10 protein-coding genes are annotated in these 17,413 nt (G+C 24.6%); 7 read left to right on the top strand and 3 right to left on the bottom strand.

Translation table 4 applies throughout. The annotated features are described in order from the left end of the window. Window positions 1–7 precede the first annotated feature (7 nt). Window positions 8–1,258: a replication-associated recombination protein A gene (locus tag AAHM84_RS02815; RefSeq protein ID WP_342258432.1), complete on the top strand. Its 1,251-nt coding sequence runs from the start codon at window positions 8–10 to the stop codon at window positions 1,256–1,258. A 25-nt stretch (window positions 1,259–1,283) separates the two neighbouring features. Then, window positions 1,284–2,063 carry a hypothetical protein gene (locus tag AAHM84_RS02810; protein WP_342258431.1) on the top strand — a complete coding sequence of 260 codons (780 nt, stop codon included), beginning with the start codon at window positions 1,284–1,286 and terminating at the stop codon, window positions 2,061–2,063. Window positions 2,064–2,094: 31 nt separating this feature from the next. Here AAHM84_RS02810 and AAHM84_RS02805 read toward each other — a convergent pair whose 3' ends face one another. Next, entirely contained in the window at window positions 2,095–4,536 is a 2,442-nt protein-coding gene (locus AAHM84_RS02805) for a hypothetical protein (RefSeq protein WP_342258430.1), read from the bottom strand. A gap of 87 nt (window positions 4,537–4,623) precedes the next feature. Continuing rightward, window positions 4,624–7,080 (bottom strand): hypothetical protein, encoded by a 2,457-nt coding sequence (locus AAHM84_RS02800; protein WP_342258429.1) that lies wholly within the window; start codon window positions 7,078–7,080, stop codon window positions 4,624–4,626. Window positions 7,081–7,181: 101 nt separating this feature from the next. Between AAHM84_RS02800 and AAHM84_RS02795 the strand changes: the two genes are divergently transcribed. After that, on the top strand, window positions 7,182–12,398 hold the full coding sequence (locus tag AAHM84_RS02795; protein WP_342258428.1) for an ABC transporter permease: 5,217 nt from the start codon (window positions 7,182–7,184) through the stop codon (window positions 12,396–12,398). 70 nt (window positions 12,399–12,468) lie between these two features. Further along, window positions 12,469–12,987 carry a hypothetical protein gene (locus AAHM84_RS02790; protein ID WP_342258427.1) on the top strand — a complete coding sequence of 173 codons (519 nt, stop codon included), beginning with the start codon at window positions 12,469–12,471 and terminating at the stop codon, window positions 12,985–12,987. Between the two features lie 35 nt (window positions 12,988–13,022). Here the strand turns inward: AAHM84_RS02790 and AAHM84_RS02785 are convergent, their stop codons facing one another. Then, window positions 13,023–13,445, bottom strand: coding sequence for a hypothetical protein (locus AAHM84_RS02785; RefSeq protein ID WP_342258426.1), 423 nt, complete (start codon window positions 13,443–13,445; stop codon window positions 13,023–13,025). Between the two features lie 68 nt (window positions 13,446–13,513). Here AAHM84_RS02785 and AAHM84_RS02780 point away from each other — a divergent pair, with 68 nt between their 5' ends. From AAHM84_RS02780 to AAHM84_RS02770, 3 genes are all read left to right on the top strand, one after another. Next, a complete protein-coding gene (locus tag AAHM84_RS02780) occupies window positions 13,514–14,089 on the top strand; it encodes a DJ-1 family glyoxalase III (RefSeq protein ID WP_342258425.1) in 576 nt (191 codons plus the stop codon). A 65-nt stretch (window positions 14,090–14,154) separates the two neighbouring features. After that, on the top strand, window positions 14,155–15,135 hold the full coding sequence (locus AAHM84_RS02775) for an acyltransferase family protein (RefSeq protein WP_342258424.1): 981 nt from the start codon (window positions 14,155–14,157) through the stop codon (window positions 15,133–15,135). 145 nt (window positions 15,136–15,280) lie between these two features. Continuing rightward, window positions 15,281–17,179 carry a lipoprotein gene (locus tag AAHM84_RS02770; RefSeq protein ID WP_342258423.1) on the top strand — a complete coding sequence of 633 codons (1,899 nt, stop codon included), beginning with the start codon at window positions 15,281–15,283 and terminating at the stop codon, window positions 17,177–17,179. The last annotated feature ends 234 nt before the right edge of the window (window positions 17,180–17,413 follow it).

Genomic DNA, 17,413 nt, shown 5'->3' with positions numbered 1-17,413 from the left:
AAAAAAAATGAACAAACCTTTAAGTTTCTTATTAAGACCAGATACTTTAAAAAATATCATTGGTCAGTCACATTTAATTAATAATAAGTATGGTTTAATTTCAAAACTTGTTGAAAAAAAATTTCTTACTAATTTAATTTTTTATGGTCCTCCAGGAGTTGGTAAAACATCTATGGCTATTTCTATTGCAAATGATCTTAAAGCAAAATATGATTTTTTTAATGCCTCAAATGATAAAAAAGAGAAATTGCAAAAGTTAATTGAATCATCAAATCATGATGAACAATTAATATTAATTGTTGATGAGATTCATAGAATGAATAGAAATATTCAAGATTATTTATTAGAGTTTATAGAGTCAAAAAAAGTTGTAGTTTTTTTGACTACAACTGAAAATCCTTATTTTGTAATTAATCCTGCTATTAGAAGTAGGTGTACAATTTTAAAGTTAAAAGAAATTACTATTGAAGAAATGAAAGAGGGTATAAAAAGAGTATTAAAAAATAATAAAATTAATCTAGATATTGAAAAAGATGCATTTGTAAAACTTTGTGAGCTTTCTAATGGAGATTTAAGGGTGGCTATCAATTCAATAGAATTAATGCTCGAATTATATCCAGATATTAAAATTAATAATGAAATTATTGAGGCAATATTTGAACAAGCTGTTACTAAGGGAACAGGAGAAGGTGATGAATATCATGATCTAAAATCAGCATTACAAAAATCAATTAGAGGAAGTGATGTTGATGCTGCATTACACTATTGAGCAAGATTAATGAAAATAGGTGATTTTGAAATTTTGATGAGAAGAATGATTATTATGGCTTATGAGGATATTGGACTAGCCAATCCAACAATTCCAATAAGAGTTTATCAAGCATGCCAAACTTTTAGACAAATAGGAATGCCAGAGGGAAGAATTATCTTGGGCTTAGCTATTATAGAAATGTCTTTAAGTGAGAAATCAAACTCATCTTATTTAGCTTTAGAAAAGGCAATAGAAGATGTTAATAACGGTTTAGCACCTCCAATTCCACCATATCTTAGAGATAATCATTATCGAAATGCTCATAAATTAGGACATGGCATTGGTTATAAATATGCTCATAATTATGAAAACGATTGAGTTGAACAACAGTATTTACCAGATGAAATTAAAGATATAAACTATTTTACTTTTAAACCTCATAGCAGTTATGAAAAAAAATTAATGGAAATATACATAAAATTTACAAAAGGAAATAAGATAAAATAATAGATAGAGAGTAGGTAATTTAAAAATGAAAACTAGTGCAAAAATAAAAGAAGAATTAGCTCAACAAGGTTATATTTGATTGCCTACATACAAAAATATCTTAGAGAAAGTTTGACAACACAGTGAAACTTATATTGATGAAGATGAAATAGTTTTATCAGCACTTTGAGCAAGTTTTAAAAGATATGATGAAAATATGATTGGAATTGTTTTTATTACATCTAAAAGAACTTTTACTTTAGAAATTAGTGATGATGATTCAAGTACACAAATAAGATATTTACCATTTGACTCTTATTCATTGCAAAAAATTCAATTGCAATTTTCAAAAAATGCTGGAGGCTTACATTATGTTTCGCTTCAAAATGATAGTTTTGGAAATGGTATTACATTTGGAACTACAAATAGAGAAGTAGCACAGCACTTTGTCGATACTTTAAGTGGAAGAACAAATGGAGATATTGAAATGCTTCCAGATTCTGATGAACCATTACTTGCAGAAAATGAAAGGGAGCAGTTCATTGATGAGGATTTAAATAAAGCAAAAGAAAAGAAACCTCATAAATTTGAAAAAAAACATGAAGAAATAAAACCAATTAAAGAATTTGAACAATGAAGAAAAGCTCCTCCAGAGGCAAAAGATAAAAATGTAGAGATTAAAATAGTCCCTCCTAAAAAAGAAAAGCCTAAAAAAGATAAAAAAAAGGGTTATGGAGTAAAGTGAAAATCAAAAACATGATTGTTATGATTTTTGTTACCAATTTTAACTTTAGGAATTATTATAGCAATTATATTTATAATGTAATATTTAAAAAACTCGTATTTTAAACGAGTTTTTATTTTTTTTCAATTGAACTAATTTTTCATTCATTAGAGCCATTTAATAATAATAGTTCTACTTCATATGTAAATGTAGCATTCGTGACAGGTATTGTATATAAGGTTCTATATTTTATAATAGCATCAGTGTTTTGTTCATCAATGCCTTTATAACTTAAAATTTTTGTCTTAAAATTTTTATGATAAATTAAAGGTTTATAATAATATGTTGTAAGTTCACTTTTTATTTTATTAACATCCTTAAAACCAAGCAATATCTGATCTAATAGATCGTTGATATCAGAGTCATCTAATATTTTTTCCAAACCACTTAATATCGTTTTTTCTCTAAATGTATTCTTTTGTCTACCATCTTCGTCATAGTCATTTCCAAGAGCAAACATAGCAGATCTCATACCTTTAACATTTTTATTGTTTTTCTCATCAAAATTTATATATAATCCATTTTTATTATTTGTTATCATTAATGTTTGAAGAGCTGTATATTTATTATTACCTTCTTTATATGGAGTATCTTGACCATAAAAAATAGAGTACTTATTGTCAACTAATGCTGAAGAAATATCTCTAACTCCATCAGCTAATCTTGTTGATGTTTCTTCTAAATCTTTTATTTTTATATAATTTGGATTTGTTGAGCTAATTGAATAATATATAAAATCCAATATTTCAGAAATAGTTTTTCCTTCATATATTTGAGAACTTAGTATAGTTTGCAATGATATATTTTTTTCTCCTCCAATGATAGTTTTCAAAAAAGTTGATTCAGAGCTTCATAAAGTTTTTCAAGATTTTTTCATCATTTCATCTTGGTTAAATCTAAGTGGAATATTAACACCAAAAGTTTTTAAAAAATCAAATAGAGAGTCTAAACCATTAATACTTCTGTTTTCAATAAAAGCATCAATAATAGCTTTTACAAAATTACCTATTTGATTAGGTCCAATTTCTCCAATCACATTAATTTTAATATTTTTTCATTGTGCAAAACCATTACCCATTGCATAAAGAAGCGGTGAAAAACCCTCAGCACCTTTATAATCTCCTGATAAAGTTCCTAATTTTGCTAATAAAGATGGCACTCAACCAAGAATTCCTGGTTTTGATATGTCTAAGGTTTTACTACTTCCACTTTGAAATAATAATCCTAATAGTTTTGCAAAATTTAAACCATCATTATCTTTTGCATTTAATGCAATAGAAAGGTTTTTGATTAGTTTTTTAGTGCTAAATTGACTATTTTTAAAGTCAGTATCAGCAAGTTCCTTTAAAAATTTTAAATTCCTTTTTTCTTTTCTTCCAACTTCTCCTTTATATGAATAAAGATCATCATGGCTTTGTGGAGTGTCTTGTGAGAAATCAATACTTGTAATTCTTTGAAAAATAGCTGAAATAACAAAAAGGACATCAAAAATAATAGAAAAAATATTTGATGTGTCTAAATTATTTAAGTTATTTAAAAATCCTGCAAAGACATCACCAAATTTATTTTCAAAATCAAAGTCAATATCTTTATATAATTCATCTTTATTTTTTATAACTTTATCTTTTTGACCTGAAAGTTTTGCAAATATATTATTTGATCTTTTTATAGCAGCGTTCATTATTTTTTTATTTGTTAAGTTTTCAATTTTATCTACTCTTAAAATATTATTTACTAATAGGTCTAATATTGATACAAAGTCTATATTTAAAAAAGTTTTAATAATTGATTCTTTAATGAGTTTTCAATTATTTTCTCTTAATGCTGTTAAAAAATTAACATTTAATAAATTCGAAATTAAAGTATATGGTAATTTTGCGCTAACAGCTATTTTTATTGTTATGGCAATTATATCAGCTCATTGATCTAAAGTATTTGAAATTGATGCCATTTTTTCGCTACTAAATTTATCTACATTATCTTCACTAAGATTTAATTCAGGCAAAAAAGATTGTATTAGCCCTGAAGAATTTGGATGAATTCCTCCATTAGACTTTATAATTCCTATAAAGACTGTTAAAAGACTTCCAATCGAATCAGCAGCTCCAACAGGAGATTTTACATTATCTGTAAGAAAAGAGCCGTTATCATTAGACCCATTCACTTTAGCTATTTTATTTATCTCTTCTCTTGTCAAATTTTGATTAAAATAACTACTATTTAATGAACTCATATCTGTTTGATAATTTGTATTAAAACCTGGCATAAGTTCTTTTGCTCTGCTTGAGTGTATTAAATCTAGTAAATAATTTGCATCATATGCAAGTCCATAATTTACTTTTTGACTAGCATTTTGTACCATTGCACCCCTTAAAAGAGTTGATGATATTTGAGTTAAATTATTTACTTTATTAATAACTGACTTTTTTTTGTTATTAATTGTACTGCAACTTGTGACACTTGCTGTAGATGCTGTTATTGAAACTATTCCTAAAAGTGAAATAATTCTTTTCATTTTCCCCGACTACTCCCTCTAATTATAGTTATTATATATTAAAAAAGTTTCTTTACATAAAGAAACTTTTTATAACCAAAATCATGCTTATACTCTTTTTATATTATTTATTTTTCATGAAGCTTGATCAGGTTTAAGAATTAGATTAATTTCATACTTAAAACTTTTATTATTAAAGGGGTCAACGTAGGTAGTTTCATAAGTTATCGATTGTACTAAATTTGGTTTATCTATATTAACATAACTTAAATTTTTTGTTTTAAAATTCTTACTTTGAATTAATTTTTTATAGATATTATTTGAAACCTCAGTATCAATCATATTTATATCATTAAATGCTTTTACAATATCTTCTAAAATATAATTAGTTATTTTATCATCAAAAATATATTCCAATCCTTCCATAATAGAAGATTCTCTAAAATTGCTAAATACTTGATTTCCATTTGAATCAAAATTAGTTCCCAAAGCATACATCGAAGCCTTAGAACCTTTAACTTTTTGATTTACTATTATTGGGTTTTCATTAATTTTTAAGTAAAGCCCATTTCTTGTTGAAGATAAGATTAAGGCCTGTAGGGGATTATAGTCTCCCGTTTGACTATTTTCTATGAATTGCTTTTCACTATTTTTGCTTTTATATCATAATTGATATTTATCATTTACAATTTCTTTACTAATGATATTTAGTCCAATAGATAATTTTTCTGCCTTTTTATCAATACTTTTTTCTCTATCAATTTTATTACTTGGATCAGCCTGAGCTATATTTTTATAAATTAAATCAATAAGTTTTGATATTGTAATACCGCTTGCAATTTCATTTTTAAAAATAGAGTATAAACTAATTTTTTGTCCAGTTAAATCTTCAATTAAAGTTGAATCCTCATCTCAAATAGCACTAAAGAGATGTTTTAGTTGATTTGTTGTCTTTTCACTAACTTTTAAATCTATTGTAATGCCAATACCATTTAATATTTCAATAACTTTATTTAAACCACTAAAGTCTGAATTAAATCCAAGACCATCACCAATTACTCATCTAAGTACATTTCCAACTTGATCGGGTCCAATTCCACCAAAAGATCATCCTTTTCAAATTGCAAGTCCATTGCCAATTCCGTAAAGAAGAGAAGAGTAGTTATTTTTTTTATTTTGTCCCAGTATTGGAGAACTTAATTTTGATATTAAGCTTATTAACCCAACATTTTGATCAATATTTGTTACTTTTTCACCAGAGTTAAAAAGTAAATAAAAGAGTTTTTGCATTTGCTTACCATCTAAATTTTTTTCAATGCCTGTAATCGTAGAAAGATTTTTTAAAAGTTTCTCTGTACTATAAGGATTTTCTTTTAGGCTTAAATTATTTAACTCCTTTAAAAAATCATTGTTTAATTTTTCACTATCAAATAAATAATCATTTGATAGTGGAATATAACTTGTAAAATCTATTGAAGAAATATATTTAAGTAGTCCTGAAATTATAAATAATATATCTGTAATATTTTCAGTCTTTTCAAAAACCAATTTTAGTATTGTTTCTATATTTAAATTTAGATTATTTTTTTCTATTTGTTGAAAGAATTCCCCAATTATTTTTCCTAGGTTTTTATCAAAATTTTTATTTAAATCATATATATTTTCATTGCTAATAATTTTATCTTCTTGTTTTAATACTCTGGCAAAAATATTATTAAACTTATTCAATGAAGCATTTACGATCATTTGTCCACTTAATTTTTCTGCTTGTTTATCTTGAATTAATATTGAATTAATTAAGTTATCAAGTATTTTGGCTCCTCCTGATAAATTTACCTCATTTAAAAAATCTATTATTCATTTAAATATTTCTTCAACATTTTTCTCTTTTATAGCATTTTCAAATTCAGAATTAAAAAAATTCTTCAAAACTCCATAAATAACATTTGACTCTTGCAAAAAACCTATTGTTTTTGATAAAGGCTCATTAATTGTTTGAATTAATTTTGCAATTGGTTGAATATTTTTACTGTTTAAAGAGTCAACTAAGCCATCATTTAAACCAAGTTGAGGTATAGCACCCTGAATTAGACCAGAAATACTTGGATGAATTCCTCCATTTGATTGGAGAGTAGTTATTGCAAATATAAGAGTTCCTGCAATATTTTTAACTGACGTTATTGGAGCTTTAACTTTATCATTTAAAAAATTTTCTTGTAGTTCATTAATTGCATCTCTATTTAAATCTTGATTATCAAAATAAAGATCTCTAAGGTTATTTAAATTTGTTTCTTGACCTGTTTTAAAAAGAGGCATTAAAGAGTTTGCTTTTGAGTTGTAGACAAGATTATTTAAATAATTTGAATCATATGCAAATCCTGTATTTGTTTCTTGACTTGCATTTTGAATCATTGAACCTCGCAATAAAGTTTCAGATATTTTAGTTAAATTACTAACTTTATTTGTAATTGATGCTTTTTTTAAATTTATCATGCTACAAGATGCAACAGTTAGAGTAGAAGTTGTTACACTCATTACTGCTAATATTGATATTATTTTTTTCATTTTATCCCCCGATAATTAAATTATATTTTTAAATTATGATAAAATATTTTTGAAATAATATAATATTTCAAAAATAAACCAATTAAGTCGGGAAAGATAAAATGAAAAAGACGCTATTTTTGTATTTAAAACAAGGTATAAAAGGTGTAATGAAATTTAAAATACAGTTTATTGTAATTGTAATTTTAAGTTTTTTAGCTACCTTTATTTTAAGCGTGTCTTTTTCAACAACCAAAAGAATTAGTGAAGATTATGAAAAAACTATGTCTAAAATGGACCCATTTGATTTTGTTAACCAACAGGTAGTAGGGGTTAATTTATCAGAAGGAAAAGGTTCAAATATAATTGCTCCTATGGATATTCTTAATAATCAGTTTTTGTATGTTAAAGATTCAAATGATTTAACTAGTCAAAGAAGTAATAAAGCAATTGAATTGAATTATAATATTTCTCACTTTGAAAATTTTTCAAGTGAGGGTTATGAAGAAACTTTTTTAACTAAAACTTTTGAAGATTCAAATATTCAAGAAAAATTTTTAGAAATGTTAGCACATAGAGATTATTGATATAGCATTTTTCAATATACTTATGATCCAATTAGAGATGAAGTTAAGTGAGATCCAAACTTAGATGTTAATTATTATCCAGGTGCAAGTTCTCACTCATATTTAACAAAAACTGCTGCAAATTACAATAACACTATTTCAAATTTTTATTTACCAACGATTGAACTGCTGAAAAAGAATTATTTAGAAGATTTATTTAGTGAAAATCCTCCAAGCTATGTCAAAAACACTTTGTTTTATGAGTTAAAAACTAAAGAACTCATTAACTATGATAATTTTATTAATAATGATTTAGATGATAATAATGATTTTGATATTTATAATCGATATCTCTATTTTGCATTAGAAACTTTTATTAGACAATTGATAAATTCAACAACTGAATATCCTTCGTATTGAATTAATCAAGCAATAGCAAATTCTAATTCAAAAGAAAGAGAAGATATAATTGCAGAATTTAATAAATTAAATGAAAATAATGAAATAGGTTTTAATTTTTTGTTAGAAAAGTCAGAAGAAGAAAATAAAACTGAGAATAAAAAATTTGCACTATCAATATTTAAATGAATTTTTGGATTTAATCCTACTTTACCAAATGATTGAAATGAAGAAGAATTAGGAGTTAATAATAATTTTCTTGTTGATAATAATTCTAGACCATGAAAAAACAATATTGATTTAGGTTCAGCAGATCCTGATTTAGATAGATATCCAAACTCAAAAGAAGATATATTTAAAAAGGGAATGAGAGGAAGTTTCAATCAGATTATTGTTAAAAGAAGCGATAGTGGAAAAATTTATAATTATGATAGTAGTTTTAGTAGTAAACATTTAAGGCATTATGAGAATAATAGTATTGAACAATTAATTGGTTATAATAGAGATTTTGAAGAGTTTGATAATTATAATAAAAAATATAATTATGAGGAAATATCGGCTTCAAAGGCATTCTATCTTAAAAATGAAATTTTATCTAAGGCAATGGGCTTTAAATATGAAGCTAGAGCTGAGATGGAATTTACAGATGTAATATCTGAAGTTAATTATAGAATTATTGATATTAATAATGATTTAAAAAATAAATTAACTTTATATGAAGGAAATTTACCAAGAACCAAAAATGAAATTTTAATAAATCCTCAATTTGCAACAGCAAATAAATATCAACTAGGGGATAATATAGTCTTAGGTGAAAGCAACTTTGTTATCTCAGGGTTTGCTGTAGAACCTCTAAGTTATTTTCCAATGGGGAATACTCAAGATCCACTTCCAAATAATAAGAAGAATGCTATAATTTTTGCTACAAAAGATAACTTTAATAAAATAATATCTACTCAATTGGAAAAAAATGCTACAAAGTCTATTTATTCAATGTTAACTGTTGAGAATAAAGAAAATATATCAGAGAGTAAAAAAAATCTAGAAAAATATAGAGCTTATTCATTTAATAATATTGTTGAAATATACAATTCATATAATTTTATAACTGGAAATAATGATAAATTAAATGATGAGTCATTTATAAATACATATTCAACATTTGATTCAAGCAATCTTAAACTTAATTGAATTGTTGCACCAATGCTAATTTTAGGGTTTAAAATATTCTCTTATGCTTTTTCAATTTTAGTTTTTATAATTACAATAATAGCAACTGTTGTAGCAGTTAAAAAGACAGTTGAATTAAACTCTGGAGAAATTGCTATCTTAAAAGCAATGGGCGCTGGGAATTTTGAAATTTCATCGTCATATATATCTTATGGAATAATTGTAACTATCTTTGTGGCTCCCATCGCTTGACTTTTAGGTTCCTTTATTCAAGAATTTGTTGCAAAAGTATTCTTGCAATTTTCTTCAGGGAAATCAGATTTAATTATTTTTAGTCCGCTAGCCTTACTAATATCTATATTGATTTTTGGATTACTCTTATGTTTAATTTCATTTGTTACAGCGTTTTTATTAGTTAAAAAACCGACGTTAGAAATTATGTATAAAATGGAAAAAGTTAAAAGAATTAAATGAGTGGACAAAATTAATAATAAAATGTTTAGAAAAAGATCTTTCTCTACTAGATTTAGTATAGAATTAGCAACCTCTGGTTTCTCTAAAACAATTCTTTCAGCTACAACGGTATTCTTTGCTGGTTTTTTAGTATCATTTGGTTTAACAATTCCAGGTTTAGTTCAAAATGTGGTAGGAAGTTATTATAAAAATGTTTATTACTCTAATTATTTTGAAAATAGAGAATTAATAGGAAATGCGCCTTTAGCAAAAACTTCTTTATCACCAACGAGAGAAATTGACTATTATGAGAAATCCTTATTTGATAGCAATAATATTTTTGGAAGTGGAATAACAAAAATATCTAAAAACGTATCTGATTTTGGACCACCTTCAGACAACTCAGCAATACCTCAAATCTTGTTAAGTCAGGGAAAAAATAATCAAATAAAAGCAAATTGACTTTATAATTTTATGAATGGAGTTAGTTCTGAAGGAAATAATTCAAGTGAACAAAACTCTTTAATTGCAATAATTGCAAGTTTATTAGGTAATAATATTAATCAACTTGTTGGTAAAGGAATCTCAATTTCAGATATTCAAAAAATATTAGAATGAACAATTCATTCTAATTCACCTGATTTAGAAAACTTTGAAGATAGATTACAAAAAATAAAAGATCTATCTGGATTATTAACTGATGGATTACCACAATTGTTGATAAACTTTATTGATGGCTCATCAATAACAGAGGGAGATTGAAAAGAGCAAATTGTAAATATTATAATTGCTCAAACACCTTCATATATAAAACAATATGTAACTAGATCAGAAAATAGACTTAATAATTTTGCTTTTGGTTGACAAATAAATAAATATATTCCAGGAGTGGATAACTTTTATACAAGACTAAATGTTATGACAAATAATAATAGGAAGTTAGACTTAACTGGTTTACAAGCAACTCAAAATGCTTATAAAATGACTATGAATGATAGAGAAAATTTATTTATTAGTGATTATCAAATTAAAATCTTGCAACAATTAATAAAAGGTGAAGAAATTGAACCGAATGAACTAAAAGAAATTAGTAGATTTTATGATGGAAAAAATTTAACTATTCCTGTTATTTCAAATGAACAAACAGATTTTGAATTAGATAAAAATTGAGATAATCTTGAAAGTCCAAAAATTCAAAAAGATAGACTTATATTAAGAGAAAACGCTTTAAATATTCCAAATGAGGCATGAATGTATGATGATGGTGATTGATTAAAATATAAAAACTCATCTAGTTCTAAACCTTTTATTGATATGGATGGACTATCTGCAAGTAAATTTACACATGCTCCAATATTTGATCAAACTGGGTTTAATTTATTTAAGAGTGAAAATGATATAAAACTTAAAGATAATGCTTATGGATTTTTCAATTTAAATTCAACTCCAACACCAGAAGGTGAAAAATTGGATTTTGAAATAAGACCATACTATTCTTTTGATAATATAACAATGTTTATTCCATCAATCTATAAAGAGAATTTTATGAAGCTGAAACAGAGTGGGAATAGAGATAGTAGTAAATGATGACAAGAGGATGCTTCAGATTTTGTTCCAGAAGAAACTAGAAAAGCTTGAGCAAAAGTTAACCCGAATTTAGACAATAATAGCGAGTATTTTGCATTCAAACCTTATTCTCTATATTATGATGCATCAGGAAATTTTGAACGTGAGCAAGAGAACTTATCAGGAGTTCCAGTTGAATATATGTCAAAAGGGTATGAAAACCTTTTTGCAAGAACTCTAAGAGAAACTGATGGGCCAATAACTTTAGGAAACGTTGAAATGAATTGAATATCAAATAATAAAAATATTGAAAAAATAAAATTTAAAAAAATTGGGTCAATTGGAGTATATGGAAAGCCTATAGTAATTGCAGATCAAAGTATTGTAAATATATTAAGTGGATATGGTATTTCAAAATATATTCCATTCAATTTAAAATATGAAGACACTTCGAAACCTGTTGGTTCTTATAATGTTAATGGAGTTGACATCAAAACATATGATTATATAAATCCAAATGACTTTAGTGAAAAAGCTGATAATAATATTAAAGATTTAATTTATGGTGATAATGACTTTCAAAAAAGTGTTAGACCAAGTATGTGGTATAGTGGTATATTATCAAATGCAGAAGAACCATATTTTATTACAACTCAAGCATCTTTTTCAAGAGACTATAAAGCAGGTCAAGATACTATGAATGGAAATAATTATGGATCAAGTACACTTGAAATGAAATCAACAGTTTTATTAGGTCAGCAAAAAGCTCTAATAAACCAATTATCTTCTATAATTTTAAGTGTAGCCACTGTGGCAATATGCTTATTAATAATAATTATGGTTTTAACAATTACCTTAATAAATGATTTATACGTTAATCAATATAAAAAATTTATGATTGTTATGAAATCATTGGGGTATTCAAATTGAAAAATTATTAAATATACATTTGGTAGTGTTACTATATTATCTGCATTATTCTACGCATTAGGAGTGTTTGCAAACTTCACACTAATATCAATATTATTTAACGTAATTAGTAAACAACTTGGTTCAATACCATTTGGTTTAACTTGATGAAGTCCAATATTGGCAATTATTCTTGTTTTTGGTTCATTCTTTGTTTCAATTGTTATAACAACTAAAAATATTAGAAAAAAATCTCCCTCAGTTCTTATGAAATAAAAGAAAACTAATGAGAAGTAAGAAAAATTTATAATTATGATATAATTTTATAAATTAAAGGAGTTTAAATATGAGTGAAAAAGTTTATCAATTAAGTTCAGATCAATTGGGTGTAGTTAAATTTCCAACTTCATGACTTTTAATTCATTTTGAACTTGAAGAGGAATTGGAACCAAGTCAATATTTTTTCCCTACTTTAGATGAGGGAATAAAGAAATTTGCATTGATTTTTGAAAAGAAAATAATTAATTATTGATTGTCAAAAGGAAATGAAGGAAAATTAAAAATTGCTAAATTAAAAGAATACCTATTAACATCATGAAATAATCCTGGAATTGAAACAATGAAAGAATTATTGATTAAAAATTATGACTACTTAGAATTTAAGCAAAAATCATCAAAAGAGCTAATTGACGAAAATCATAGGTTTTTAGCATTAACAATTATTCATATTTGCTTAAATCATAATAAAAATCACTTTTATTTTAATGGATTGCATGTTTCTACTAAATTTGTTGATAAAATGTTAGCAGTAGATTTTTGGTCAAAAGTTGAACAAGAATCTTTGGAAGATAACAATAAAATATAATTAAAAAATAAAATTGACTACCTAGGTAGTCAATTTTATTTTAAAATTTTCAATAAATCGTTTTGTTTGATATTAAGATATTGATTCATATTATTTGCTAAAACATATATTGATGATGCCTTATTGTAGTATTTTGTCATTTTGTTAGGGCCAAAATTTGAATAAGTTTCAATAACTTTATTTTTAACATCACAAATAACTAAGTCTATATTTTCTTTAAAACCAAAAGAATTAAATCCTTTTGAATAAATTAGTCTAAAACCATTTTCTGGAGAAAATTTATCTTTAAAAATTAATGAGCTAAATTTTTTAGAAGCATTTCTAATAGTTCTTATATTTATTTCTAATAGTTCTTGATTGTGGATTAGTTTTGAAGAACTATTTTCTTTAAATAAATCTTTATTTTTATCTTTTTTGAATATTTTTGTTACTAGTATTAAATTTTTAATAGTTCCCATAGAAATCACCTATAAATATTATATATAAAAATTAGTAGTATAATATTAAAAGAAAAGAGGAATAAAAAATGGCAAAAGTGGCTATCTTTGTTGCTAATGGTTTTGAAGATACAGAAGTTGTTGCAACAGTAGATGTTTTAAGAAGAGCAGAAAAATTATTTCCTAAAAGTTTTCCTGTTGTTGATATAGTATCAATTAATGATTCAAAACAAGTAAAGGGAGCTTGAAATATTGAAATTATGGCAGATAAATTAATTAATGATATTAATTTTTCTGAATATGATTGTTTAATTTTACCTGGTGGAAGAGTTGGTGTTGATCATTTAAAGGAAAGTGAAATTTTAATGAATTCACTTGAAAAACATGCAAAGGCAAATAAAGTTATTGCAGCTATTTGTGCTGCTCCAGAAATATTAGGTAAGTTGGGATTAGTTGATGGAATTGAAGTTACACATTATCCTGGATGCACATCTAATTTAGAAAAAGCAATTAAAAAACCTCATATATCTGCAATTGCTGATAAAAACTTTATTACTGGAAGTTCAATTGGGGGGGCTTTACAATTTGCATTACAAATAGTTGATCACTTTACTTCAACTGAAAAAATGTTGGAGCTACATAAGACTTTAGTATTTAATTATTAGAAGGAGCACATTTATGTGCTCTTTTACTATATAATAAATTGTGAAATAAAATTTTAAAGGAATTTATGAGAAGAAATAACAGCAATCTACAATTGGTTAAATATTTAATGGCTTTTTTAATTATTTTGTATCATGACTGAACTGCTTTCGGATATCAAAATATTATTTTTTTAGAACCAATTATTGGAGCTTCTATGAGCGTTTTCATACTTATTACTGGATATTTTAAAGTGGATAGTAAAAATTATAACTTTTTAAAACTTTTTATGATTGTAATGTGTTGTTTAATAATAAATACAATAGTTTGTCTTTCAATTAATAATTTTACAAATATACTTGATCATGTAAATAATTTATTTCTTGGTGGTAGAGATTGATGGTATATTTGATGCTTTTTATTATTACAACCATTTATTAAATATCTAAATGACTTTGTAAACAAAACCACATCAACTTTTTTATTTATATCAATATGCTTATTATTTATTTTTTCTTCTGCAACAACCTCTCTATATAGATTTGGACAAGTATTTACAATGTTTAATTTATTTTATATGATTACTTTTTATTTAATTGGAGCCTGAATTAAGAGATATTATAATTTAGAGGGTATTAAAAAATTTCTTATTCCAATGTTCTTATTTCTTCTAATTTACATTCCTATTATGTATTACAATATGAATGTAATAAATTATAAAATTTCAATGAGTACCTCAAATATTATTACATTTCTTATGTCTATTCCATTATTTTTAATTTTCCTATCTATTCCATCGTATAGTAATAAATTTATTGATTATCTAGGAAAATTATCATTATATGTTTATTTATTTCATTATCTTATTCAAATAATATTTATGGAGAAATTATTTAATAATAACTTCTTAAATTTTAGTCCAGCTCTTATAAGAAATATAGTATATGCCTTAATAATTTTAATTGGCACAACACTTATTTCAGTTCCTATTTGTTATTCTTCTGAAAAATTTTCAAAATATACAACAAGTCTCATTTTCAAAATTTGAGATAAATATAAAATCTATTAAATAAGTTAATAATGGAAAATTATTTTTTATGCTATTTAACAAGCAAGTCCTTGCTTTTTTTTTTTTTTTTTAGATAATATTGATTTTAAGAACAAAGAGCTTAGTACTTACTTATTTTTTTTCAAACATTTTTGTGAAGGAGAAAATGAAAAAATTATTAACTATATTAGCAGGTTTAGGAATCGCTTCCTCTGCAACAACTTCAGTTATTGCCTGTGGAAATAAAAAACAGCCTCCAATTGAAGAAAATAATGATGTTTCGGAATTGATTGAACAATTTAAAAAACAATCAAGCGAGATTATGGATTCATTTATTAATTCTAAAAAAAATAAATTACTAGGATTAATTGATGATAATGGAGTATATAACTTTTTTAATAGAAAAAATATTGAAAAATATGGAACAAATACTAGTCCAGAGGGTTTAAATGTCAGAGAAGACTTAACTGAAAATTTAAAAGATGATATTGTAACTGACTTTAATAATATTTTAAGAACAGTTGAACTAAGAAATAAATTAAATGAATTAGCAAACTCTTCAGATAAGTTTAATGTCATCATTTGAAATAATGAAGTAGTTGATTCATTGGACTTTGATAAAAATTCTATTGATATTAAATATACAAATAAAGACTGACAGGAAAATGAAGAGTCAAATCCAAATTACTTTTTATCTTCAACAGTAATTAATTTAAAAATCACAATTCAATTTAAAAATAATGATGGTAATAAGCAAAGTTTTGATACAACAATTCCATTAGTCTTTACTTATACAAATGATGAGGTTTTATTAAAAAATATTGATAAAATTCAAAAAAATATTGAAAATGATTTCCTAAGTAGTGAAAGTAAATTCTCTTGATTAGATTATCAAAATAGTTTATTAAATTTGGATAAAAGAACTAGCTATAAAATATTTGATTTTTTTAATAGTAAAAAAAGAGCATCGATAATAGAGAATATTTATGCTTCAACTGATTTTAGAGACGAATTTATAAATTTTATTAAAAATAAATATTTGAGCGAGATAAATATTGGATTAGAGTTTTCATCTAATAATAAGCCAACTATTTCAAAAAATTCAATTTCTTCAAAAGTAGAAGCAAATAATTATAATGCTTTTCTAAATGAAAAGGATGGGCAAAATTATAAAGATGCAAATCAATCAATTTTAATAAATATAGAGGAAAATGGAAATGAAGTAAACTTTAAAGATTATGGCACAAAAAATGTCAATAAAGATGCTTTTAGTTTATTAAATAAAAATCTAAAAACCATGTATCAAAACTATGAAACTTTATTTAAAACTTTTTTAGCAGAAAGTAATTATAACGGAGTTAATAAAAATACAAACTCATTGGCGAATGGTAAAGTTACACTTGAAGGATTATCTTTAGTAATTAACTCAAACTATAAGTTACCAATAAATAGTGTGGCTATAAAATACTCTTTAGCAATTGATAATGCTGAAAATAAGGATTTAAATGGGGAAAATTTAATTAAGGATACATCTTTTGGAAATGCAATTTACTTTAATACTATTGAAGGTATAAAATCATTTCAAAATGTTTTCGATACAAGAGAATCAACAATATTAAATGGAAGTAGTCAATTTCAAACACCATTTGCTTTTAGTGGTAAAGTTAGAGATGAGGAAATTGAAGGAAATATTTGAGATAATTTACAAAAAGTGAGTGATGGAAGTTATGTTGCCTCAGTTAATAAAGGTCTATCCTTATTAAATGATAATCAAATTGATTTTAGAGATAAATTATTAGAGAATGGTCATCAAGGAATTTTTAATTTATACTTTACAAATTATTATTCTAATGGAAGTGTAACAGATACAAACTGATTTGGAATTTATTCAGATGTTGAGAAAACAGAAAATGGATATAAACAAATTAGAAGATATAAAGGTTATCAAGAAAGAAAAACTGGAATACTTTTAAAATTTAATTTCCTAAATATTGTTTTTGTATTTGAAGAATATGGAAAACCTCTTGCAGATGACTCAATAATAATTGAAAGAAGTAAAATTTAATTTTTTTACTTAAAAATTATGAAAATACAAAATAGTATATCCTTTAATAAATTGTTAATATTTAATTTTAAAATTATATTTCATGAAAAATCATTTATAGTTTTAAATTTATTATTATTGTTTTTTCCATTTTTCTTTTCTCTTAGTTTATTTTTTTTAACAACAGGAGAACAAATAGTTATATTTTTTAATTTTTATATTTTAATTTATATATCATTATTTATCTTTCTTTTA

This window comes from Spiroplasma endosymbiont of Dioctria linearis, from assembly GCF_964030865.1.
Lineage (GTDB): Bacteria > Bacillota_I > Bacilli_A > Mycoplasmatales > Mycoplasmataceae > Spiroplasma_A.
The sequence above is the reverse complement of the archived record's forward strand: the minus strand, read 5'-3'. Positions and strand labels throughout refer to the sequence as shown.